Source organism: Pantoea sp. XAF26B01_ASV70, assembly GCF_054512635.1.
The window spans coordinates 456,185-477,016 of sequence record NZ_CM137251.1 but is presented as its reverse complement, the minus strand read 5'-3'; the positions used below and the strand labels follow the sequence as shown (position 1 = coordinate 477,016).

At 52.5% G+C, this 20,832-nt stretch carries 21 protein-coding genes, 2 tRNA genes and 4 rRNA genes; 8 read left to right on the top strand and 19 right to left on the bottom strand.

From position 1 onward, the window contains the following. Position 1: 1 nt before the first annotated feature. Together ACX8ZY_RS02325 and ACX8ZY_RS02320 are read left to right on the top strand one after the other, a co-directional pair. Positions 2-1,102 carry an amino acid ABC transporter permease gene (locus ACX8ZY_RS02325; RefSeq protein WP_010255980.1) on the top strand — a complete coding sequence of 367 codons (1,101 nt, stop codon included), beginning with the start codon at positions 2-4 and terminating at the stop codon, positions 1,100-1,102. 8 nt (positions 1,103-1,110) lie between these two features. After that, complete coding sequence (locus tag ACX8ZY_RS02320; protein ID WP_010699823.1) at positions 1,111-1,872, top strand: amino acid ABC transporter ATP-binding protein; 762 nt, start codon at positions 1,111-1,113, stop codon at positions 1,870-1,872. 194 nt (positions 1,873-2,066) lie between these two features. Here ACX8ZY_RS02320 and rrf (ACX8ZY_RS02315) read toward each other — a convergent pair. From rrf (ACX8ZY_RS02315) to ACX8ZY_RS02290, 6 genes are all read right to left on the bottom strand, one after another. Beyond that, positions 2,067-2,182 (bottom strand): 5S ribosomal RNA (gene rrf, locus ACX8ZY_RS02315). 34 nt (positions 2,183-2,216) lie between these two features. Next, positions 2,217-2,292 (bottom strand) — tRNA-Thr (locus ACX8ZY_RS02310). A gap of 14 nt (positions 2,293-2,306) precedes the next feature. Further along, positions 2,307-2,422: ribosomal RNA gene (gene rrf, locus ACX8ZY_RS02305) — 5S ribosomal RNA — on the bottom strand. Between the two features lie 211 nt (positions 2,423-2,633). Continuing rightward, positions 2,634-5,542: ribosomal RNA gene (locus ACX8ZY_RS02300) — 23S ribosomal RNA — on the bottom strand. Positions 5,543-5,772: 230 nt separating this feature from the next. After that, positions 5,773-5,847, bottom strand: a tRNA-Glu gene (locus ACX8ZY_RS02295). Between the two features lie 88 nt (positions 5,848-5,935). Next, positions 5,936-7,477: ribosomal RNA gene (locus ACX8ZY_RS02290) — 16S ribosomal RNA — on the bottom strand. The 16S, 23S and 5S rRNA genes sit together here with 2 tRNA genes alongside, the layout of an rRNA operon. Positions 7,478-7,967: 490 nt before the next feature. Between ACX8ZY_RS02290 and ACX8ZY_RS02285 the strand changes: the two genes are divergently transcribed. Beyond that, entirely contained in the window at positions 7,968-8,522 is a 555-nt protein-coding gene (locus ACX8ZY_RS02285; protein ID WP_033768385.1) for a gamma carbonic anhydrase family protein, read from the top strand. On the opposite strand, the gene ACX8ZY_RS02280 is transcribed toward ACX8ZY_RS02285, so the two are convergent. The 6 genes from ACX8ZY_RS02280 to dprA are packed head-to-tail and all read right to left on the bottom strand — an operon-like array spanning position 8,489 to position 12,283. Further along, positions 8,489-8,746, bottom strand: coding sequence for a DUF1488 family protein (locus ACX8ZY_RS02280; protein WP_033772956.1), 258 nt, complete (start codon positions 8,744-8,746; stop codon positions 8,489-8,491). The two genes, ACX8ZY_RS02285 and ACX8ZY_RS02280, sit on opposite strands and share 34 nt — an antisense overlap. Continuing rightward, a complete protein-coding gene (aroE, locus tag ACX8ZY_RS02275) occupies positions 8,743-9,561 on the bottom strand; it encodes a shikimate dehydrogenase (protein WP_010671594.1) in 819 nt (272 codons plus the stop codon). The genes ACX8ZY_RS02280 and aroE overlap by 4 nt, the downstream gene beginning before the upstream one ends. Before the next feature lie 3 nt (positions 9,562-9,564). Then, complete coding sequence (gene tsaC, locus ACX8ZY_RS02270; protein WP_010252735.1) at positions 9,565-10,137, bottom strand: L-threonylcarbamoyladenylate synthase type 1 TsaC; 573 nt, start codon at positions 10,135-10,137, stop codon at positions 9,565-9,567. A gap of 3 nt (positions 10,138-10,140) precedes the next feature. Then, positions 10,141-10,689, bottom strand: coding sequence for a DNA topoisomerase family protein (locus ACX8ZY_RS02265; protein ID WP_421665196.1), 549 nt, complete (start codon positions 10,687-10,689; stop codon positions 10,141-10,143). Positions 10,690-10,713: 24 nt separating this feature from the next. After that, complete coding sequence (smg, locus tag ACX8ZY_RS02260) at positions 10,714-11,187, bottom strand: DUF494 family protein Smg (protein ID WP_010252741.1); 474 nt, start codon at positions 11,185-11,187, stop codon at positions 10,714-10,716. After that, a complete protein-coding gene (dprA, locus tag ACX8ZY_RS02255; RefSeq protein WP_158131345.1) occupies positions 11,159-12,283 on the bottom strand; it encodes a DNA-protecting protein DprA in 1,125 nt (374 codons plus the stop codon). The genes smg and dprA overlap by 29 nt, the downstream gene beginning before the upstream one ends. Before the next feature lie 115 nt (positions 12,284-12,398). Here dprA and def point away from each other — a divergent pair, with 115 nt between their 5' ends. From def to mscL, 5 genes are all read left to right on the top strand, one after another. Next, entirely contained in the window at positions 12,399-12,911 is a 513-nt protein-coding gene (def, locus tag ACX8ZY_RS02250) for a peptide deformylase (RefSeq protein WP_010252747.1), read from the top strand. A 20-nt stretch (positions 12,912-12,931) separates the two neighbouring features. Further along, positions 12,932-13,876, top strand: coding sequence for a methionyl-tRNA formyltransferase (gene fmt / locus ACX8ZY_RS02245; RefSeq protein WP_459260606.1), 945 nt, complete (start codon positions 12,932-12,934; stop codon positions 13,874-13,876). Between the two features lie 49 nt (positions 13,877-13,925). Next, a complete protein-coding gene (rsmB, locus tag ACX8ZY_RS02240) occupies positions 13,926-15,227 on the top strand; it encodes a 16S rRNA (cytosine(967)-C(5))-methyltransferase RsmB (protein ID WP_421665195.1) in 1,302 nt (433 codons plus the stop codon). Positions 15,228-15,245: 18 nt separating this feature from the next. Next, positions 15,246-16,622, top strand: coding sequence for a Trk system potassium transporter TrkA (gene trkA / locus ACX8ZY_RS02235; protein WP_010252756.1), 1,377 nt, complete (start codon positions 15,246-15,248; stop codon positions 16,620-16,622). 124 nt (positions 16,623-16,746) lie between these two features. Further along, positions 16,747-17,157, top strand: coding sequence for a large-conductance mechanosensitive channel protein MscL (mscL, locus tag ACX8ZY_RS02230; RefSeq protein ID WP_010671590.1), 411 nt, complete (start codon positions 16,747-16,749; stop codon positions 17,155-17,157). Here mscL and ACX8ZY_RS02225 read toward each other — a convergent pair whose 3' ends face one another. The 7 genes from ACX8ZY_RS02225 to rpsK form a co-directional block, all read right to left on the bottom strand. Beyond that, complete coding sequence (locus ACX8ZY_RS02225; RefSeq protein ID WP_010252762.1) at positions 17,158-17,391, bottom strand: alternative ribosome-rescue factor A; 234 nt, start codon at positions 17,389-17,391, stop codon at positions 17,158-17,160. A 59-nt stretch (positions 17,392-17,450) separates the two neighbouring features. Further along, positions 17,451-17,867 (bottom strand): Zn(2+)-responsive transcriptional regulator, encoded by a 417-nt coding sequence (gene zntR / locus ACX8ZY_RS02220; protein ID WP_010252765.1) that lies wholly within the window; start codon positions 17,865-17,867, stop codon positions 17,451-17,453. Then, positions 17,868-18,239, bottom strand: coding sequence for a DnaJ family domain-containing protein (locus ACX8ZY_RS02215; RefSeq protein WP_022625141.1), 372 nt, complete (start codon positions 18,237-18,239; stop codon positions 17,868-17,870). A 96-nt stretch (positions 18,240-18,335) separates the two neighbouring features. Then, a complete protein-coding gene (rplQ, locus tag ACX8ZY_RS02210) occupies positions 18,336-18,722 on the bottom strand; it encodes a 50S ribosomal protein L17 (protein ID WP_003850180.1) in 387 nt (128 codons plus the stop codon). A 40-nt stretch (positions 18,723-18,762) separates the two neighbouring features. Further along, a complete protein-coding gene (locus ACX8ZY_RS02205) occupies positions 18,763-19,752 on the bottom strand; it encodes a DNA-directed RNA polymerase subunit alpha (protein ID WP_003850179.1) in 990 nt (329 codons plus the stop codon). 25 nt (positions 19,753-19,777) lie between these two features. Beyond that, positions 19,778-20,398: a 30S ribosomal protein S4 gene (rpsD, locus tag ACX8ZY_RS02200; RefSeq protein ID WP_008927131.1), complete on the bottom strand. Its 621-nt coding sequence runs from the start codon at positions 20,396-20,398 to the stop codon at positions 19,778-19,780. A gap of 33 nt (positions 20,399-20,431) precedes the next feature. Beyond that, positions 20,432-20,821 carry a 30S ribosomal protein S11 gene (rpsK, locus tag ACX8ZY_RS02195; protein WP_004160563.1) on the bottom strand — a complete coding sequence of 130 codons (390 nt, stop codon included), beginning with the start codon at positions 20,819-20,821 and terminating at the stop codon, positions 20,432-20,434. Positions 20,822-20,832: the final 11 nt, after the last annotated feature.

The window sequence follows — 20,832 nt, the reverse complement described above, 5'->3', positions numbered from 1 at the left end:
TATGTCTGTGACTACGCATGAAACGCCCCCCGTCCCGACGACTCTGGTCAGTCGCGCCTGGTTTTGGGCTCGTAAAAACCTGTTTTCCAGCTGGTTTAATACGCTACTGACGCTGTTTTGCATCTGGGTTATCTGGCACGTCATTCCGCCCGCGCTGAACTGGCTGGTCTTTCAGGCAAACTGGATCGGCACCACGCGCGCCGATTGCACCAAAGAGGGTGCCTGTTGGGTCTTTATCCATGCTCGTTTCGGCCAGTTCATGTATGGGCTTTACCCGCATGAGTTGCGCTGGCGTATTAACCTGGCGCTGGTGATCGGCCTGCTGTCGATTGTGCCGATGTTCCTGAAGAGCCTGCCGTATCGTGGACGCTACATTGCTGCCTGGGCTGTCATCTATCCGGTGATTGTCTGGTTTCTGCTGTATGGCGGCTATCTGGGGCTGGAACGTGTCGAAACACGTCAGTGGGGCGGATTAACGCTGACGCTGATTATTGCGTCGGTGGGTATTGCCGGTGCGCTGCCGCTGGGTATTTTGCTGGCACTGGGCCGTCGCTCACGCATGCCGGTCGTGCGCACGCTGTCGATTATCTTTATTGAGTTCTGGCGCGGCGTGCCGCTGATTACCGTGCTGTTTATGTCATCCGTGATGCTGCCGCTGTTTATGTCTGAAGGCACTAACATCGACAAGCTGGTGCGCGCGCTGGTCGGGGTCATTCTGTTCCAGTCCGCCTATGTGGCAGAGGTGGTTCGCGGTGGCCTGCAGGCACTGCCGAAAGGTCAGTACGAAGCAGCCGAATCTCTGGCGCTGGGCTACTGGAAGACGCAGATGCTGGTTATTCTGCCCCAGGCGCTGAAGCTCACTATTCCCGGCCTGGTCAATACCATCATCGCACTGTTTAAAGATACCAGCCTGGTCATCATCATTGGTCTTTTCGATCTGTTCAGCAGCGTCCAGCAGGCAACGGTCGATCCGACCTGGCTGGGGATGTCGACCGAAGGTTATGTCTTTGCTGCACTGGTCTATTGGATCTTCTGTTTTAGCATGTCGCGCTACAGCCAGTATCTGGAAAAGCGCTTTCACACCGGGCGTACATCGCACTGAGGTTTTACATGACTGACTCTATGACACACTCTTCCGACGCGTTGATGATCTCGCTTGAGAACGTGAATAAATGGTACGGGCAATTCCATGTACTGAAAGACATCAACCTGCAGGTTAAACCCCGTGAACGCATCGTACTGTGCGGACCTTCCGGCTCCGGCAAATCGACGACGATCCGCTGTATCAACCATCTGGAAGAGCATCAGCAGGGCCGCATTGTTGTTGACGGTATCCATCTTAATGATGACGTTCGTAACATTGAGCGCGTGCGCACCGAAGTCGGTATGGTCTTCCAGCACTTCAATCTCTTTCCGCATCTGACCGTACTGCAAAACTGCACGCTGGCACCTTCCTGGGTAAGAAAGATTCCAAAGAAGGAAGCTGATGAGCTGGCCATGCACTATCTGCAACGCGTGCGTATTGCCGAGCATGCACATAAGTTTCCGGGCCAGCTCTCTGGCGGACAGCAGCAGCGTGTCGCCATCGCCCGCTCACTCTGTATGAAACCCAAAATTATGCTGTTTGATGAGCCCACGTCAGCGCTGGATCCTGAGATGGTTAAAGAGGTGCTGGATACGATGATTGGTCTGGCGGAGGATGGGATGACCATGCTGTGCGTCACCCATGAGATGGGCTTTGCCCGAACGGTGGCTGACCGGGTGATCTTTATGGATCGGGGAGAGATCGTCGAAGTCGCGCCACCACAGGAGTTTTTTGCGAATCCAAAATCGGAGCGTACCCGGGCGTTTTTATCGCAGGTTATTCACTGATCAGACGTTCAGTTATCTCATTACCCGGCCTGGTGCCGGGTTTTTTTATAGCCTGAACAGCCGCTTTAATATGCTTACTGACCTGTTGCTGTTATGAATAGACAGACAGATACGCTGTGAAGAGGGAGTTTTATCGCGGTTTGCCACAACGAAAAAAGCCCTTCGCATACGCAAAGGGCTCTCTCTTATTTGATGCCTGGCAGTTCCCTACTCTCGCATGGGGAGACCCCACACTACCATCGGCGCTACGGCGTTTCACTTCTGAGTTCGGCATGGGGTCAGGTGGGACCACCGCGCTACAGCCGCCAGGCAAATTCTTTTATTTACCGAACTCGTGTCTTAACTGGTGCTGATACCCAGAGTCGAACTGGGGACCTCACCCTTACCAAGGGTGCGCTCTACCAACTGAGCCATATCAGCACACTAAATTTGATGCCTGGCAGTTCCCTACTCTCGCATGGGGAGACCCCACACTACCATCGGCGCTACGGCGTTTCACTTCTGAGTTCGGCATGGGGTCAGGTGGGACCACCGCGCTAAAGCCGCCAGGCAAATTCTTTGTGCTCTGTCCTGTGTCTTTTGTGCTGATGCTGCGTTGGCCGCCCTCGCGCTACTCCGTCACATACTTCAGTATGCTCCTTCGTATCGCTCGGTTGCCGCCTTGCCTCAGCGCAAAATCCTTCGGACTTCAGTCCGCAGGACACAACTGTATCCGGTTAACAAGCTGAAAACCTGTCTCTCAAAAACGCCTCTGGCGTTGTAAGGTTAAGCCTCACGGGTCATTAGTACCGGTTAGCTCAACGCATCGCTGCGCTTACACACCCGGCCTATCAACGTCGTAGTCTTCAACGTCCCTTCAGGACTCTCAAGGAGTCAGGGAGAACTCATCTCGGGGCAAGTTTCGTGCTTAGATGCTTTCAGCACTTATCTTTTCCGCACTTAGCTACCGGGCAATGCCATTGGCATGACAACCCGAACACCAGTGGTGCGTTCACTCCGGTCCTCTCGTACTAGGAGCAACCCCCCTCAATTCTCCAGCGCCCACGGCAGATAGGGACCGAACTGTCTCACGACGTTCTAAACCCAGCTCGCGTACCACTTTAAACGGCGAACAGCCGTACCCTTGGGACCTACTTCAGCCCCAGGATGTGATGAGCCGACATCGAGGTGCCAAACACCGCCGTCGATATGAACTCTTGGGCGGTATCAGCCTGTTATCCCCGGAGTACCTTTTATCCGTTGAGCGATGGCCCTTCCATTCAGAACCACCGGATCACTATGACCTGCTTTCGCACCTGCTCGAGCCGTCACTCTCGCAGTCAAGCCAGCTTATGCCATTGCACTAACCTCACGATGTCCGACCGTGATTAGCTGACCTTCGTGCTCCTCCGTTACTCTTTAGGAGGAGACCGCCCCAGTCAAACTACCCACCAGACACTGTCCGCAGCCCGGATCACGGGCCTACGTTAGAACATCAAACATTAAAGGGTGGTATTTCAAGGTTGGCTCCACGCAGACTGGCGTCCGCGCTTCAAAGCCTCCCACCTATCCTACACATCAAGGCTCAATGTTCAGTGTCAAGCTGTAGTAAAGGTTCACGGGGTCTTTCCGTCTTGCCGCGGGTACACTGCATCTTCACAGCGAGTTCAATTTCACTGAGTCTCGGGTGGAGACAGCCTGGCCATCATTACGCCATTCGTGCAGGTCGGAACTTACCCGACAAGGAATTTCGCTACCTTAGGACCGTTATAGTTACGGCCGCCGTTTACCGGGGCTTCGATCAAGAGCTTCTCCTTGCGGATAACCCCATCAATTAACCTTCCGGCACCGGGCAGGCGTCACACCGTATACGTCCACTTTCGTGTTTGCACAGTGCTGTGTTTTTAATAAACAGTTGCAGCCAGCTGGTATCTTCGACTGGCTTCGGCTCGGGGAGCAAGTCCCTCCACCTACGCGCCAGCGTGCCTTCTCCCGAAGTTACGGCACCATTTTGCCTAGTTCCTTCACCCGAGTTCTCTCAAGCGCCTTGGTATTCTCTACCTGACCACCTGTGTCGGTTTGGGGTACGATTCTGTGTTACCTGATGCTTAGAGGCTTTTCCTGGAAGCTGGGCATTTATCACTTCAGCACCGTAGTGCCTCGTCGTCACGCCTCAGCGTTAATAAGGGACCGGATTTACCTGGACCCTCCGCCTACACGCTTAAACCGGGACAACCGTCGCCCGGCTGATATAGCCTTCTCCGTCCCCCCTTCGCAGTAACACCGAGTACAGGAATATTAACCTGTTTCCCATCGACTACGCCTTTCGGCCTCGCCTTAGGGGTCGACTCACCCTGCTCCGATTAACGTTGAACAGGAACCCTTGGTCTTCCGGCGAGCGGGCTTTTCACCCGCTTTATCGTTACTTATGTCAGCATTCGCACTTCTGATACCTCCAGCATGCCTCACAGCACACCTTCGACGGCTTACAGAACGCTCCCCTACCCAACAACACATAGTGTCGCTGCCGCAGCTTCGGTGCATGGTTTAGCCCCGTTACATCTTCCGCGCAGGCCGACTCGACCAGTGAGCTATTACGCTTTCTTTAAATGATGGCTGCTTCTAAGCCAACATCCTGGCTGTCTGTGCCTTCCCACATCGTTTCCCACTTAACCATGACTTTGGGACCTTAGCTGGCGGTCTGGGTTGTTTCCCTCTTCACGACGGACGTTAGCACCCGCCGTGTGTCTCCCGTGATAACATTCTTCGGTATTCGCAGTTTGCATCGGGTTGGTAAGCCGGGATGGCCCCCTAGCCGAAACAGTGCTCTACCCCCGAAGATGAGTTCACGAGGCGCTACCTAAATAGCTTTCGGGGAGAACCAGCTATCTCCCGGTTTGATTGGCCTTTCACCCCCAGCCACAGGTCATCCGCTAATTTTTCAACATTAGTCGGTTCGGTCCTCCAGTTAGTGTTACCCAACCTTCAACCTGCCCATGGCTAGATCACCGGGTTTCGGGTCTATACCCTGCAACTTAACGCCCAGTTAAGACTCGGTTTCCCTGCGGCTCCCCTATACGGTTAACCTTGCTACAGAATATAAGTCGCTGACCCATTATACAAAAGGTACGCAGTCACCCTGATAAATCAAGGCTCCCACTGCTTGTACGTACACGGTTTCAGGTTCTGTTTCACTCCCCTCGCCGGGGTTCTTTTCGCCTTTCCCTCACGGTACTGGTTCACTATCGGTCAGTCAGGAGTATTTAGCCTTGGAGGATGGTCCCCCCATATTCAGACAGGATACCACGTGTCCCGCCTTACTCATCGAGCTCACAGCATGTGTGTTTTTGTGTACGGGAGTATCACCCTGTACCCTGCGACTTTCCAGACGCTTCCACTAACACACAAGCTGATTCAGGCTCTGGGCTGCTCCCCGTTCGCTCGCCGCTACTGGGGGAATCTCGGTTGATTTCTTTTCCTCGGGGTACTTAGATGTTTCAGTTCCCCCGGTTCGCCTTGCAGCACTATGTATTCATGCTGCAATGATGCACAGAGTGCACCGGGTTTCCCCATTCGGACATCGACGGCTGTAGCGGTTCATATCACCTTACCGTCGCTTTACGCAGATTAGCACGTCCTTCATCGCCTCTGACTGCCTGGGCATCCACCGTGTACGCTTAGTCGCTTAACCTCACAACCCACAGGCGTTTTACAACGCTGCGAATTGCAAGCATTTGAGAGACTCGAACGCATCGCATTGTCATCCCTTATTACGGAGGAATGACGCGCTGCGTCGTTTCAATTTTCAGCTTGTTCCGGATTGTTAAAGAGCAAATATCTCAAACGCGGCCCGGCTGCTTACGCAACCAAATCGGTTTTGAGATACTGTATGGAGACACCTTTCACCTGTCACCAAGCAGGTGGCGTCCCCTAGGGGATTCGAACCCCTGTTGCCGCCGTGAAAGGGCGGAGTCCTAACCGCTAGACGAAGGGGACACAAAAGTGTCACGACTTCGCAGCCGTCCTGCTCATTACTTTTTATCAGACAATCTGTGTGGACACTGCGCGGGAAGGTATCTTCAGGTAAGGAGGTGATCCAACCGCAGGTTCCCCTACGGTTACCTTGTTACGACTTCACCCCAGTCATGAATCACAAAGTGGTAAGCGCCCTCCCGAAGGTTAAGCTACCTACTTCTTTTGCAACCCACTCCCATGGTGTGACGGGCGGTGTGTACAAGGCCCGGGAACGTATTCACCGTGGCATTCTGATCCACGATTACTAGCGATTCCGACTTCACGGAGTCGAGTTGCAGACTCCGATCCGGACTACGACGCACTTTGTGAGGTCCGCTTGCTCTCGCGAGGTTGCTTCTCTTTGTATGCGCCATTGTAGCACGTGTGTAGCCCTACTCGTAAGGGCCATGATGACTTGACGTCATCCCCACCTTCCTCCGGTTTATCACCGGCAGTCTCCTTTGAGTTCCCGACCGAATCGCTGGCAACAAAGGATAAGGGTTGCGCTCGTTGCGGGACTTAACCCAACATTTCACAACACGAGCTGACGACAGCCATGCAGCACCTGTCTCACGGTTCCCGAAGGCACTAAGGCATCTCTGCCAAATTCCGTGGATGTCAAGAGTAGGTAAGGTTCTTCGCGTTGCATCGAATTAAACCACATGCTCCACCGCTTGTGCGGGCCCCCGTCAATTCATTTGAGTTTTAACCTTGCGGCCGTACTCCCCAGGCGGTCGACTTAACGCGTTAGCTCCGGAAGCCACTCCTCAAGGGAACAACCTCCAAGTCGACATCGTTTACGGCGTGGACTACCAGGGTATCTAATCCTGTTTGCTCCCCACGCTTTCGCACCTGAGCGTCAGTCTTTGTCCAGGGGGCCGCCTTCGCCACCGGTATTCCTCCAGATCTCTACGCATTTCACCGCTACACCTGGAATTCTACCCCCCTCTACAAGACTCAAGCCTGCCAGTTTCAAATGCAGTTCCCAGGTTAAGCCCGGGGATTTCACATCTGACTTAACAGACCGCCTGCGTGCGCTTTACGCCCAGTAATTCCGATTAACGCTTGCACCCTCCGTATTACCGCGGCTGCTGGCACGGAGTTAGCCGGTGCTTCTTCTGCGGGTAACGTCAATCGACAGGGTTATTAACCCCATCGCCTTCCTCCCCGCTGAAAGTACTTTACAACCCGAAGGCCTTCTTCATACACGCGGCATGGCTGCATCAGGCTTGCGCCCATTGTGCAATATTCCCCACTGCTGCCTCCCGTAGGAGTCTGGACCGTGTCTCAGTTCCAGTGTGGCTGGTCATCCTCTCAGACCAGCTAGGGATCGTCGCCTAGGTGGGCCATTACCCCGCCTACTAGCTAATCCCATCTGGGTTCATCCGATAGTGAGAGGCCCGAAGGTCCCCCTCTTTGGTCTTGCGACGTTATGCGGTATTAGCCACCGTTTCCAGTGGTTATCCCCCTCTATCGGGCAGATCCCCAGACATTACTCACCCGTCCGCCACTCGTCACCCAAGGAGCAAGCTCCTCTGTGCTACCGTCCGACTTGCATGTGTTAGGCCTGCCGCCAGCGTTCAATCTGAGCCATGATCAAACTCTTCAATTTAAGTTTGATTTGCTTAAACAAGTTAAGCGGTGCTCATCTGTAAAACGTCATAATGAATTTCATTATGTGTTCACTCGTGAGGCTTGATATTTTCTTACGTCCGGAGACGCTGATATCAATCCTGCGAGTGCCCACACAGATTGTCTGATAAATTGTTAAAGAGCAGTGCGAACAGTGCGTTAGCGTCCTGTCGCGAGGTGGCGTATATTACGCTTTCCTCCTGCAGAGTCAACCTCTATTTCAGAAGTTTTTCTCCGGCGGCGCAGTCTCCTGTGCCTCTCAACCCGCTTCCCGTTGCCGGTGTTCCGTGTCGATGGAGGCGCATTATAGGGATCCCGTTTCAGAGCACAACCCTTTTTTTGGATCTTTTATCTGAACGGTTATAAATGATCCAGATTGATGAGATCGCCAGCGATCCAGGCCAGAATTGGCTTGTCAGCTGCCTGAAATCGCATCAGGCTGCATTGAAAACAGAACAAAGGAGAACATGATGACTTCCGCCCTACGTCCATATAAAGACCTTTTCCCGCAAACCGGCCAGCGCGTTATGGTCGATCCAAGCAGTGTTGTGGTCGGTGATGTCATAATGGAGGACGACGTGAGCATCTGGCCGCTGGTTGCGATTAGGGGGGATGTGAATCAGGTGCGCATTGGTGCCCGTACTAATGTACAGGACGGCAGCGTTCTGCACGTTACGCATAAATCAGCGTCTAACCCGCAAGGCTTCCCTCTTATTATTGGCGAGGATGTCACGATCGGGCATAAAGCGATGTTGCACGGCTGTACCATTGGCGATCGCGTGCTGGTCGGAATGGGATCGATTCTGCTTGATGGCGTAATAGTAGAAGAAGAGGTGATGATTGGTGCCGGAAGTCTGGTGCCGCCAGGTAAAAGACTGGAGAGCGGCTATCTCTATCTGGGTAGTCCGGTCAGGCAGATCAGGCCGCTGAATGACAATGAGAAGGAAGGTTTACGCTATTCCGCTAATAATTATGTCGCCTGGAAAGATGATTACCTGGCGGGAGATAACCAGATCCAGCCCTGAGCATCAATATTATCCTGACGGATAGCCGCTTCGGCCTCATCTTCCAGATCCCAGCGATGGTGCTGAAACAGCGCCATCGCCTCCCCTTCACCAAAACGTGAGGCCAGCGACTTCCCGCTGATTGCACAGGTCAGCCGCATGCCGTTGACCAGCACCGGGAAACAGACCGCGTTCAGTTCAGCATTATAGGTTTCATCATCAGGAAACTGTATCGCCTGATTCATGGCTGCATGGCCTGTTTAAGCTGGGTAATCACCGGCGCGATTTCCGGCATCACACCGTGCCACAGATAGAAGGCATGAGCAGCCTGCCCCACCAGCATGCCCAAACCATCTGCCAGATGAGCCGTGCCCTGCGCCTGACACCAGCGCAGGAAAGGCGTCAGCCCGCTTTGATAAAACATGTCATAACAGCGCACATCAGCATGAATGACTGCTGCAGGTAAAGGAGGGGTTTCGCCATTCACACCGCTTGAGGTCGCATTAATGATCAGATCAAAGTGCTGATCTGTCAGCTGCTCAAAACCACATGCGCGGATAGTGCCGCTCGCTGCAAACAGGCCAGCCAGCTCTTCCGCCCGCGCGGCGGTACGGTTAACAACAGTGAGTGTCACGCCTGCTGAGAGAAGCGGCAGAATGACCCCACGTGCAGCACCGCCCGCCCCCACCAGCAAAACCTTGTCACCAGCATTGATCATCTTCAGCCGTTCAAGATCGCTTAACAGCCCGATACCATCCGTGTTGTCACCCAGGATCTGCCCATCGCTGAGTTTTTTCACCGTGTTTACCGCGCCGGACAGGGCTGCACGTTCGCTGAGCTGATCGGCAAATTCCCATGCCTGCTGTTTAAAAGGTAACGTCACGTTGGCGCCACGGCCTCCCTGTTCGAAAAAGGCAGAGAGCGCCTGAGGAAAACCATCTATCGGGGCACAAATCCGACCATAGCGATGTTCAACGCCCGTCTGTTCAGCGAAAGCCTGATGGATCAGCGGAGATTTACTGTGGTTGATCGGATTACCGAAAACGGCGAATTGATCCATGAATTAGCCCTGACGTATAAGTTCGCCGCTGATGACATCGCGGATTTCAGAGGGATTGAGCCGCCCACCTGTTTTTCCCGACAGAACCGGGAACTGCTCACCAAACTGCTGCTTCACTTCTTCAGCCGTTCGGCAGGGAGGCAGGCCTGACAGATTTGCACTGGTTGAGACCAGCGGTTTACCAAATGCGCGGCAAAGGGCCTGCACATCAGGATGGTCACTGACGCGAATGGCCAGTGAATCAAACTGTCCGGTAAGCCAGCGAGGCGTTTGTGGCGGAACGGGTACGACAAAGGTCACCGGGCCGGGCCAGCATGCAAACATCCGCTCACGCTGGATCACAGACAGTTCCCGAGCGGAGATGTAAGGTTCCAGCTGGGTGTAATCAGCCGCAATCAGGATAAGCCCCTTTTCTACCGGACGCTGTTTCAGTGCCAGTAAAGCCATGACGGCAGATTCACTGTCAGGGTCACAGCCCAGACCAAATACGGCTTCAGTAGGATAGGCGATGACCGCCTGTCGATTCAGCTGCTCTAGGCAGGTTTCAAGTGAATCGGCGAGGTGTTGATTTTCCATGGTCTATGAATTCTCTTCAGCAATGGCTTTGCCACAACTTTTACTGGCGCAAAAGCGTTTGATCCCTTGGGCCGTCTTTTTTTCAACTAATAGCGGATACTGGCAATAAGGACAGATTCCGGCAATGGGTGTCAGATTCACAACAAACTGGCAGGCTGGATAGCGATCGCAGGAGTGAAACGTTTTGCCGTAACGGGAGCGCCGCTGAACTAACCGGCCTTCATGGCACTGTGGACAGGCCAGCGAGGTTTCATCTGGTTTGTCGATGGTTTCGGTGTATCCGCATTCCGGATAGAGGCTACAGCCAATGAACATGCCAAATCGCCCCTGCCGCAACACTTTATCCGCACCGCATTCGGGACAGGCGTGGCCTTCCAGCACTTTGACCACATGACCATCGGCCTGACCCTTTAAGGGTCGAATGTAGTCGCATGCCGGGTAGTTCGCGCAGCCCAGAAAAGGACCGTGTTTACCGGAGCGGATAACCAGTTCTGCCCCGCAAGCGGGGCAGGGACCCTGTTTACGCACGGTGAAGAGTGCAGCTTTACTCATAGCGATCAATGCATGAAAGGAAATTTAATGCAGCATACCTTCATTGGCGTCGAATAGCAGTTCTTCCATCTGCTGATAGGCATTTTCACATCCGGGAATGTTGAACAACACCATCAGTACCACCCATTTGAGATCCTCCAGGTCAAACTCAGAGGTATCCAGCGCCATAATGCGTTCGATGACCATTTCACGCGTTTCCAGGTTCAGCACCTGAATCTGCTCCAGGAACAGCAGGAAACCACGGCTGTCAGCATCTAAACGTTTGCTCTCTTCATCGGTATAAATACGCATGGAGAGCGGATCATTTGTCAGTAAAATTGGCGCAACCAGTCCTTCCTGATAGTCAGCCAATCTTTCTAACCAGTTCAGCGCACTGTAAATATCTTCACGATGGAACCCGGCATCCGTCAGGTCGTCTGTCAATCTGTCCTGATCAACACCCATTTCTGCTTCGTTGTGGATATATGTCTCAAACAAATACATCAGTACGTCGAACATGGCATGCCCTCCTCAATCGGACATAGCCGCCGGGTACAGCTGCGATCCATCCTGCTAACTCCAGTTCCAGCAACTGAGCTGAGATAACTGGCACAGATTGGCCGGCACGTTCAGCGACAACGTCAACAGGTGTAACATCATCACCTACGTTAGCCAACACATCAGCAAATGGCAATGGAGCATCGTCACTCACCTCAGAATAAATTTCACCGGCCGGTGTCATCGGCAGCCAGTTAAGTGCACTTGCCAGATCTTCCACGATGTTATGGGGATGGGCCACCAGCAGCGCCCCCTGCTGAATCAGCCAGTTTACGCCTTCGCTTAACGGGTTACCGAGCGCGCCAGGTAAGGCATAGACATTACGATTTTGCTCCAGCCCATACCGCGCCGTTACCAGGGAACCACTCTTCAGCGAGGCTTCTACCACCAGCACCCCATGGCTCAGGCCGCTGATAATACGATTACGGCGCGGAAAATTAAGCGGATGCGGCAGGGTCGTCAGCGGAAACTCAGAAACTACCGCACCACCCTGTTCAACGATCTCTGCGGCAAGATGGGCATGATTGCTGGGATAGAGCCGCTGCAAACCACTACCTAACACGGCCACCGTTTTACCGCCTACGTTGAGTGCTGCCTGATGCGCAACACCATCAATACCCCTTGCCAGTCCGCTGGTAATGGTCAGACCGCTGAGGCTTAAGTGCTGGGTAAACCAGTCGCACCAGTAGCGGCCATAGTGTGAACAGTTTCGGCTGCCCACCACCGCTAACTGTGGTGTGCTGATAAGCGCAGGATCGCCATCAATATAGAGCAGCGGCGGAAAGCGGTTGGTTTCTTTAAGACGGGCAGGATAGGCCGCGTCCAGAGCAGTCACCAGATGGTGAGCCGGACTCTGAGCCAGCCAGGAATAGACTTCTGTAAGATTTTTTTCATTATAATCATCATATTGCTGGCACTGGCTCTCATCTAAGCCAAGCCGGATAAGCTGCTCCCTGTCTGCCTGTCCGGCACCTATTTGCTGCGCCACATCAACCCAGCGTTTTCCTGTCATTCCAGTGACGGCGGCCAGCCGTACAGACTGCGCTATTTTGTCCATCTTCAGCTCCCTGATCGCCCTTGCTTCCTGCCGCAGAATGCTGTCAATCAGGCCTCGAAAAGTCTACAATATAAGGTAGTAATCTTTTCTTAACCGAATACAGATCTGGATATTTATGTCAGTTTTGCAGGTATTACATTTCCCTGACGAGCGTCTTCGCAAAGTTGCTGCGCCCGTTAAAGAAGTTAACGCAGACATTCAGCGTATCGTTGATGATATGTTCGAGACGATGTATGCCGAAGAAGGTATCGGTCTTGCGGCTACGCAGGTCGATATTCATCAGCGCATTATCGTGATTGACGTCTCTGAAAGTCGTGAAGAGCGTTTAGTGCTGATTAACCCTGAGCTGCTGGAAAAAAGTGGTGAAACCGGCATTGAAGAGGGTTGCCTCTCTATTCCGGAACAGCGCGCATTTGTTCCGCGTGCCGAGCGGGTAAAGGTCCGTGCACTGGATCGCGAGGGTAAAAGTTTCGAACTGGAAGCCAGCGAGTTACTGGCCATCTGTATCCAGCATGAGATCGATCATCTGGAAGGCAAACTGTTTATCGATTATCTGTCGCCTTTAAAGCGGCAACGGATCAAAAATAAATTAGAGAAACTGGCGCGTCAGAACGCGCAGGCTTCCTGAGATCTTAATAAGGGATAAACGTGTCTGCCCCGCTAAAAATCATCTTTGCTGGCACACCTGACTTTGCAGCGCGTCATCTTGACGCGCTGCTTGCTTCTGAACATCAGGTTATCGCCGTATTCACCCAACCCGACCGTCCTGCTGGTCGCGGTAACAAATTAACGCCAGGCCCGGTCAAAACGCTGGCGATGGCACATGACATTCCGGTTTATCAGCCTAAGTCACTGCGACCTGAAGAAAATCAGCAACTGGTTGCTGACCTCAAGGCCGATGTGATGGTGGTTGTAGCCTACGGATTAATTCTGCCCAAGGCCGTGCTTGATATGCCACGTCTGGGATGCATCAATGTCCATGGCTCACTGCTGCCACGCTGGCGCGGAGCTGCGCCTATTCAACGTGCGCTCTGGGCTGGCGACAGCGAAACCGGCGTGACCATCATGCAGATGGACGTGGGACTGGATACCGGCGATATGCTGCATAAGCTGGCCTGTCCGATTACTGCCCAGGATACCAGTGCCACGCTGTATGACAAGCTGGCACAGCTTGGCCCACAGGGGCTGCTGGATACGCTGACATTACTGACCACTCAGCAGGCTTCACCTGAAAAACAGGATGAAACGCTGGCCAACTATGCTGAGAAACTCAGTAAAGAGGAGGCACGTCTTGACTGGACACTCTCTGCAGAACAGCTTGAGCGTTGTATTCGCGCTTTTAACCCGTGGCCGATGAGCTTTTTCACCATTGAAGATCAGCCGGTTAAAGTCTGGCAGGCAAGCGTTCTGCCCCACTGCGATCGTGCGCTTGGTGAAATTATCCATGCTGACAAGCATGGCATCCAGGTGGCAACGGCTCAGGGCGTACTGAACCTGCTCCAGTTGCAGCCCGCCGGTAAAAAACCGATGTCGGCTCAGGATCTTCTCAACTCGCGCCGGGAATGGTTTGAACCTGGAACCCTTCTGGACTGACTCTCAGGCCCGGTCCCTCACCGGGCCTTTTGTTTGATGACAAAACCCTATGACTAAATCTATCAACCTGCGTAGCCTCTCGGCTCAACTTATTGAGCGTGTGGTCGACAAGGGCGAATCCCTGAATACGGCACTGCCAGCCGCCCAGAAAAAGCTCTCTGACAAAGATAGCGCATTAGTGCAGGAGATCTGTTTTGGCGTATTGCGCACATTACCGCAGCTGGAAGCGCTGATTGGCAAACTGATGGAGCGTCCACTTACCGGCAAACAGCGGGTTCTGCACTATCTGATCATGGTCGGGCTTTATCAGCTGGAATATACCCGTGTGCCTGCCCATGCCGCACTGGCAGAAACCGTCGCGGGCGCCGAAGTACTGAAGCGCACCAGTATGAAAGGCTTATTAAATGGCGTATTACGCCAGTTTCAGCGTCAGCGGGAAGAGCTGCTCGCCACTGTTCAGGATGGCCCGCAACGCTATCTGCATCCGGGATGGCTGCTAAAGCGTTTACAGCATGCCTGGCCGGAACAATGGCAACAGATTGTCGAAGCAAATAATCTGCGTCCGCCGATGTGGCTGCGGGTTAATCGCCAGCACCACGATCGTGACACGTGGCTGGCTATGCTGGCCGAAAGCGGCAGGAATGCACAGCCTGCTGTCGATGTGACGGATGCGCTGCGGCTTGACGCCCCTGCCCCGGTCAGCCAGCTACCAGGCTTTGATCAGGGTTGGGTTACCGTGCAGGATTTATCTGCTCAGCGCTGTGCCTTGCTGCTTGAGCCCCAAAACGGCGAACAGATTCTGGATTTATGCGCTGCGCCCGGCGGTAAAACGACCCATATCCTTGAAATCGCGCCTCAGGCCGAAGTTATGGCCGTCGACGTGGATGCGCAGCGTCTTAAACGCGTAAATGAGAATCTGCAACGACTGGGTATGAAAGCAGACGTGAAACAGGGTGATGGACGAACGCCGCAACAGTGGTGCGGCGATCGTCAGTTTGACCGTATTCTGCTGGATGCGCCCTGCTCTGCTACCGGTGTGATCCGACGCCATCCTGATATTAAGTGGCTGCGTCGCGATCGGGATATCGCCGAGCTGGCAAAGCTTCAGGGTGAAATTCTTGATGCTATCTGGCCGCACCTGAAACCTGGCGGTACACTGATTTATGCCACCTGTTCCATCCTGCCTGAAGAGAATCATCAGCAGATAGATGCTTTCCTGCAGCGCCAGCATGATGCGCAGGCTGAGCCCCTCGGAGATGCGCCCGCGAACGGCTTACAGGTATTCCCGGAAGCCGAGGGCGGAGATGGTTTCTTCTACGCTAAGCTGATAAAAAAATCGGGTACAAACTGAAATGAGTATTGATAAGCGATGAAAATAATCATTCTGGGCGCAGGACAGGTTGGCGGAACCCTGGCAGAAAATCTGGTGGGTGAAAACAACGATATCACGGTGGTTGATACCGACTCTTCACGCCTGCGTCACCTGCAGGATAAGTTCGATCTTCGCGTCGTGCAGGGTCATGGTTCTCATCCACGCATTTTACGTGAGGCGGGTGCAGAAGATGCCGACATGCTGGTTGCCGTAACCAACTCCGATGAAACCAACATGATTGCCTGTCAGATTGCTTATTCGCTTTTCAATACGCCGAATCGTATCGCCCGTATTCGCGCGGCCGATTATCTGCGTGATGCGGACAAATTATTTATTCCTGAAGCGGTGCCTATCGATCACCTGATCTCGCCTGAACAGCTGGTGATCGACAATATCTATCGTTTAATCCAGTACCCTGGCGCATTGCAGGTCGTCAACTTTGCTGAAGGCAAAGTCAGCCTCGCCGTGGTGAAAGCTTATTATGGCGGGCCACTGGTAGGAAATCCGCTGTCGATCATGCGTGAGCATATGCCACACATTGATACCCGCGTAGCCGCTATATTTCGTCAGGATCGCCCCATTCGCCCGCAGGGTTCAACCATCGTAGAAGCGGGTGATGAAGTCTTTTTCATTGCAGCCAGTCAGAACATTCGTGCGGTAATGAGTGAAATGCAGCGGCTGGAGAAACCTTATAAACGGATTATGCTGGTAGGTGGCGGTAATATCGGTTTCGGTCTGGCACAAAAACTTGAGAAAAATTACAGCGTGAAGCTGATTGAACGTAACCCCCAGCGCGCAGCAGAACTGGCAGAGCATCTTCACGACACAGTCGTCTTTTATGGCGATGCGTCAGATCAGGAACTTCTCGCTGAAGAACATGTTGATCAGGTTGATCTCTTTATCGCCGTCACCAATGATGATGAAGCCAATATTATGTCAGCCATGCTGGCAAAAAAGATGGGGGCGAAGAAGGTTATGGTGCTGATTCAGCGCCGCGCCTACGTCGATCTGGTACAAGGCAGCGTTATCGATATCGCTATTTCACCTCAGCAGGCCACGATTTCTGCCCTGCTTGGTCATGTGCGCAAAGCGGATATCGTGGGCGTTTCATCGCTACGACGCGGTATTGCAGAAGCGATCGAAGCGATAGCGCACGGAGACGAATCAACTTCACGCGTGGTCGGCCGCTCCATTGATGATATCAAACTACCGCCAGGCACCATTATTGGCGCAGTGGTTCGTGGAGACGATGTGATGATTGCCAATGATAACCTGCGAATTGAACAAGGTGATCATGTCATCATGTTCCTGACCGACAAGAAGTTTGTATCAGATGTGGAACGTCTCTTCCAGCCGAGTCCATTTTTCCTGTAAATGCCGCGTTTATAGGCGAACAGAACACAAGGAACGCAAAACTGCCGCTTAATTCGCTGTGTTGATGGCAAAACCAGTAGGGTTTGTTAGACTTTATGGCATTGGCTTGGGCAAGGAGATAAGTATGAGTTTAATCAAAGAGTTTCGCGATTTCGCAATGCGCGGCAATGTGATGGATTTAGCCGTCGGTGTCATCATCGGTGCTGCATTCGGTAAAATTGTTTCATCGTTAGTCGCCAACATCATTATGCCGCCTTTAGGCTTACTGATTGGTGGTGTCGATTTTAAATCATTCGCCTGGGTACTTAAGCCTGCAGTTGGTGATGCTCCAGCCGTTGTAATGCAGTACGGTATCTTCCTTCAGACCATCTTCGATTTCGTCATCATCGCTTTCGCAATCTTTATGGCGATCAAGTTAATGAATCGTCTGTACAAGAAAAAGGAAGTAGAGAAGCCAGTGGCTAAACCGTCAAACGAAGAAGTTCTGCTGACTGAAATCCGCGATCTGCTGAAACAGCAGAATAGCCGGGTCTAGTTAATAAGCCGCCGCACAGGCGGTTTTTTTAACCGTAAAAGCAGAAGGGCAGTGATAAGACGCTTTCTTATCACTGCCCTCCCATCCAGTCCCCTTGCCATGTTTCTCTTTCCGCTTGAAACTACCTTTACCCTTTTGCTTCTGCTCTATGCGTTGCCGAAATAGTGGGTCGTGTAACAGAGCCTGAATCGCGTTATCGCGGATTTGCCCTTTGGTGTGCTGATATTTACTCATGACGCCTCCTGTTGAGATGGTCTGATACTCTATTCCTTTGCAGCAAAATAACAATATGCTTATTTGCTCGAAGCCTCTCCCCGCTCCAGCGCCTCAAGAATTGAGCACGAAATGCTACTGTGACTGTCACCACAACAGGCATCGGAAAGGTGTCGCAGGGAACGCTGCATCGTTTCTAACTCTGCGATCATCTGAGCAACTTCACTCAGCCGTTTTTCAACGATCGCTTTTGATTCCTGACAGGTGTGATGCGCAGGATCAACCCGGATCGAAAGTAGCTCTCTGATCGCTTCCAGACTGAAACCCAGTTTACGACCATAACGAATAAATTTCAGACGCTGAAGATCGCCCTCGCTGTAAAGGCGAAAGCCACCTTCAGTACGACCATCATGATCCATCATCTGCTGCTTTTCATAAAAACGGATAGTGTCTGGCGTCACCTCCGCAAGCTTAGCTAACTGACCGATACGAAACATTTACTCCTCCTCGCGGAAACGATGCTGAATAGCAGTGGAATAACTGCCATGGAGAAAATCGGTACTGATACCCGCCTGGCGTAATCTTAGCTCCAGCACCTGAAGCCGATGGCAATGATCCTGATAATTTTGATCCGCAGGATCGAGGTTACGAAGAAGATCGTTAACTTCCATGGCTTCCCGTCTGAGCTCAAGCTCCGGCGGCAGAAAGCCCGCATTTTTCAGTAAACGGTAGCCTGCTCTTAACTCAGGCGGAACATGACTGTCATCATCCAGCTGCAGCGGCTTACCGGAGCCGGGAAGATTACTCAGCTCGCCTTTTTCCAGCGCCGCTTTGATGTGCTGTTCAGCAAGTTCATCAACCAGCCACATAGTTAGCTCCTTTGAACATGAAAAGAGTAAGTTCTAAGGTAGTAAATTTCAGGCAATAAAAAACCCGCCGAAGCGGGTTTTTTACGTTGCTACAGATTACTCTGCGGCTGCTTCTGCTTGAGCTTCTGGACGATCAACCAGCTCGATGTAAGCCATCGGAGCGTTGTCACCAGCACGGAAGCCACACTTCAGAATACGAGTGTAACCACCGGCACGGCTCGCGAAACGCGGGCCCAGCTCATTAAACAGTTTTGCCACGATCTCGTTATCACGAGTACGGGCGAATGCCAGACGACGATTAGCTACGCTGTCGGTCTTGGCAAGAGTAATCAGCGGCTCAACTACGCGACGCAGTTCTTTGGCTTTCGGCAGAGTCGTTTTGATGATCTCATGACGAACCAGAGAACCGGCCATGTTGCGGAACATAGCCTGACGATGGCTGCTGTTGCGGTTCAGTTGACGACCACTCTTACGATGGCGCATGACCTTATCCTTCTCAGTGAAACCTTAACCTGTGATCTGATTATTCATCAGCAATGCTTGCTGGCGGCCAGTTCTCGAGGCGCATGCCCAGAGAAAGACCACGCGAAGCCAGCACATCTTTAATCTCGGTAAGAGATTTTTTACCAAGGTTAGGCGTTTTAAGCAGCTCAACCTCGGTACGCTGTACCAGATCACCGATGTAGTGGATAGCTTCTGCCTTAAGGCAGTTAGCAGAGCGGACAGTCAATTCCAGATCGTCAACAGGGCGCAGCAGGATCGGATCGAATTCTGGTTTCTCTTCTTTAACTTCCGGCTGACGTACATCACGTAAGTCAACGAAAGCTTCAAGTTGTTCTGCCAGAATGGTTGCCGCACGACGAATCGCCTCTTCAGGATCGATTGTGCCGTTGGTTTCCATTTCGATGACCAGCTTGTCCAGGTCGGTGCGCTGCTCTACACGCGCTGCTTCAACATTGTAGGCGATACGGTCTACAGGGCTGTAGCAAGCGTCAACTAACAGGCGGCCGATTGGGCGCTCATCTTCTTCCGAATGAATTCGGGCAGAAGCCGGCACATAGCCACGACCACGCTGAACTTTGATACGCATGCTGATAGCAGCGTTCTCATCGGTCAGATGGCAAATGACATGCTGAGGCTTGACGATTTCGACATCACCATCATGGGTAATGTCGGCTGCAGTCACAGGGCCAATGCCAGATTTATTCAAGGTCAGAATAACTTCATCTTTCCCCTGAACTCTTACCGCCAGCCCTTTCAGGTTGAGCAGGATTTCCAGGATATCTTCCTGTACTCCCTCTTTGGTGCTGTACTCATGAAGTACACCATCAATTTCAACCTCGGTCACCGCGCAACCCGGCATGGATGAAAGCAGAATACGGCGCAGTGCGTTACCAAGAGTATGGCCAAAGCCACGCTCTAAAGGCTCAAGGGTCACCTTGGCGTGCGTCGAACTCACTTGCTCGATATCTACCAGGCGCGGTTTTAGAAACTCTGTCACAGAACCCTGCATTGTGTCCTCTCTTTGGTACTAAGCCTTACTTGGAGTAAAGCTCGACGATCAGGTGTTCGTTAATGTCCGCAGACAGATCAGTACGTTCAGGAATACGCTTGAACACACCTTCCATCTTAGTCGCATCAACTTCCAGCCAGGTTGGCTTTTCACGCTGCTCAGCCAGCTCCAGAGCGGCCTTCACGCGAGATTGCTTTTTGGCTTTCTCACGGATGCTAACGACATCATTCGGAGATACCTGATAAGAAGCGATGTTAACAACGCGACCATTTACCAGAACAGACTTATGGCTAACCAGCTGACGTGCTTCTGCACGAGTGGCACCAAAGCCCATACGATAAACTACGTTGTCCAGACGACCTTCCAGCAGAGCCAACAGGTTTTCACCGGTGTTGCCTTTCAGACGAGCTGCTTCTTTATAATAGTTACGGAACTGACGCTCCAGCACGCCGTAGATACGACGAACTTTTTGCTTTTCACGTAACTGACCGCCGTAATCAGACAGACGCGGTTTACGCGCACCATGCTGACCAGGGGCTTGTTCAATCTTACACTTGGAATCAATCGCGCGAACGCCAGACTTAAGGAATAAGTCAGTGCCCTCACGACGGCTCAGCTTGAGCTTAGGACCCAAATATCTTGCCATTTTCTTTCTCCAACTATCCTAAAAAAACGGGCGTTATACGCGACGTTTTTTCGGCGGACGACAACCGTTATGAGGGATCGGAGTCACATCAGTAATATTAGTGATGCGGAAACCAGCGGCGTTCAAAGCACGAATCGTAGATTCGCGACCTGGACCCGGACCCTTTACCATAACTTCCAGGTTCTTAATTCCGTAATCTTTTACCGCTTCTGCACAGCGCTCTGCAGCGACCTGAGCAGCAAACGGAGTGGATTTACGTGAACCGCGGAAACCGGAACCACCGGCGGTTGCCCAACCCAGTGCGTTACCCTGACGATCAGTAATGGTAACGATGGTGTTGTTAAAAGAAGCATGGACATGAGCCACGCCATCTGAGACTTGTTTTCTTACACGCTTACGTGCACGAACTGGTGCCTTTGCCATTATTTACTCAC

What these genes read in the sequence shown, in the direction of transcription:
- ACX8ZY_RS02325 (WP_010255980.1), top strand. Translation starts at nt 2, where the DNA reads ATGTCTGTGACTACGCATGAAACGCCCCCCGTCCCGACGACTCTGGTC.
- ACX8ZY_RS02320 (WP_010699823.1), top strand. Translation starts at nt 1,111, where the DNA reads ATGACTGACTCTATGACACACTCTTCCGACGCGTTGATGATCTCGCTT.
- ACX8ZY_RS02285 (WP_033768385.1), top strand. Translation starts at nt 7,968, where the DNA reads ATGACTTCCGCCCTACGTCCATATAAAGACCTTTTCCCGCAAACCGGC.
- ACX8ZY_RS02280 (WP_033772956.1), bottom strand. Translation starts at nt 8,746, where the DNA reads ATGAATCAGGCGATACAGTTTCCTGATGATGAAACCTATAATGCTGAA.
- aroE (WP_010671594.1), bottom strand. Translation starts at nt 9,561, where the DNA reads ATGGATCAATTCGCCGTTTTCGGTAATCCGATCAACCACAGTAAATCT.
- tsaC (WP_010252735.1), bottom strand. Translation starts at nt 10,137, where the DNA reads ATGGAAAATCAACACCTCGCCGATTCACTTGAAACCTGCCTAGAGCAG.
- ACX8ZY_RS02265 (WP_421665196.1), bottom strand. Translation starts at nt 10,689, where the DNA reads ATGAGTAAAGCTGCACTCTTCACCGTGCGTAAACAGGGTCCCTGCCCC.
- smg (WP_010252741.1), bottom strand. Translation starts at nt 11,187, where the DNA reads ATGTTCGACGTACTGATGTATTTGTTTGAGACATATATCCACAACGAA.
- dprA (WP_158131345.1), bottom strand. Translation starts at nt 12,283, where the DNA reads ATGGACAAAATAGCGCAGTCTGTACGGCTGGCCGCCGTCACTGGAATG.
- def (WP_010252747.1), top strand. Translation starts at nt 12,399, where the DNA reads ATGTCAGTTTTGCAGGTATTACATTTCCCTGACGAGCGTCTTCGCAAA.
- rsmB (WP_421665195.1), top strand. Translation starts at nt 13,926, where the DNA reads ATGACTAAATCTATCAACCTGCGTAGCCTCTCGGCTCAACTTATTGAG.
- trkA (WP_010252756.1), top strand. Translation starts at nt 15,246, where the DNA reads ATGAAAATAATCATTCTGGGCGCAGGACAGGTTGGCGGAACCCTGGCA.
- mscL (WP_010671590.1), top strand. Translation starts at nt 16,747, where the DNA reads ATGAGTTTAATCAAAGAGTTTCGCGATTTCGCAATGCGCGGCAATGTG.
- ACX8ZY_RS02225 (WP_010252762.1), bottom strand. Translation starts at nt 17,391, where the DNA reads ATGAGTAAATATCAGCACACCAAAGGGCAAATCCGCGATAACGCGATT.
- zntR (WP_010252765.1), bottom strand. Translation starts at nt 17,867, where the DNA reads ATGTTTCGTATCGGTCAGTTAGCTAAGCTTGCGGAGGTGACGCCAGAC.
- ACX8ZY_RS02215 (WP_022625141.1), bottom strand. Translation starts at nt 18,239, where the DNA reads ATGTGGCTGGTTGATGAACTTGCTGAACAGCACATCAAAGCGGCGCTG.
- rplQ (WP_003850180.1), bottom strand. Translation starts at nt 18,722, where the DNA reads ATGCGCCATCGTAAGAGTGGTCGTCAACTGAACCGCAACAGCAGCCAT.
- ACX8ZY_RS02205 (WP_003850179.1), bottom strand. Translation starts at nt 19,752, where the DNA reads ATGCAGGGTTCTGTGACAGAGTTTCTAAAACCGCGCCTGGTAGATATC.
- rpsD (WP_008927131.1), bottom strand. Translation starts at nt 20,398, where the DNA reads ATGGCAAGATATTTGGGTCCTAAGCTCAAGCTGAGCCGTCGTGAGGGC.
- rpsK (WP_004160563.1), bottom strand. Translation starts at nt 20,821, where the DNA reads ATGGCAAAGGCACCAGTTCGTGCACGTAAGCGTGTAAGAAAACAAGTC.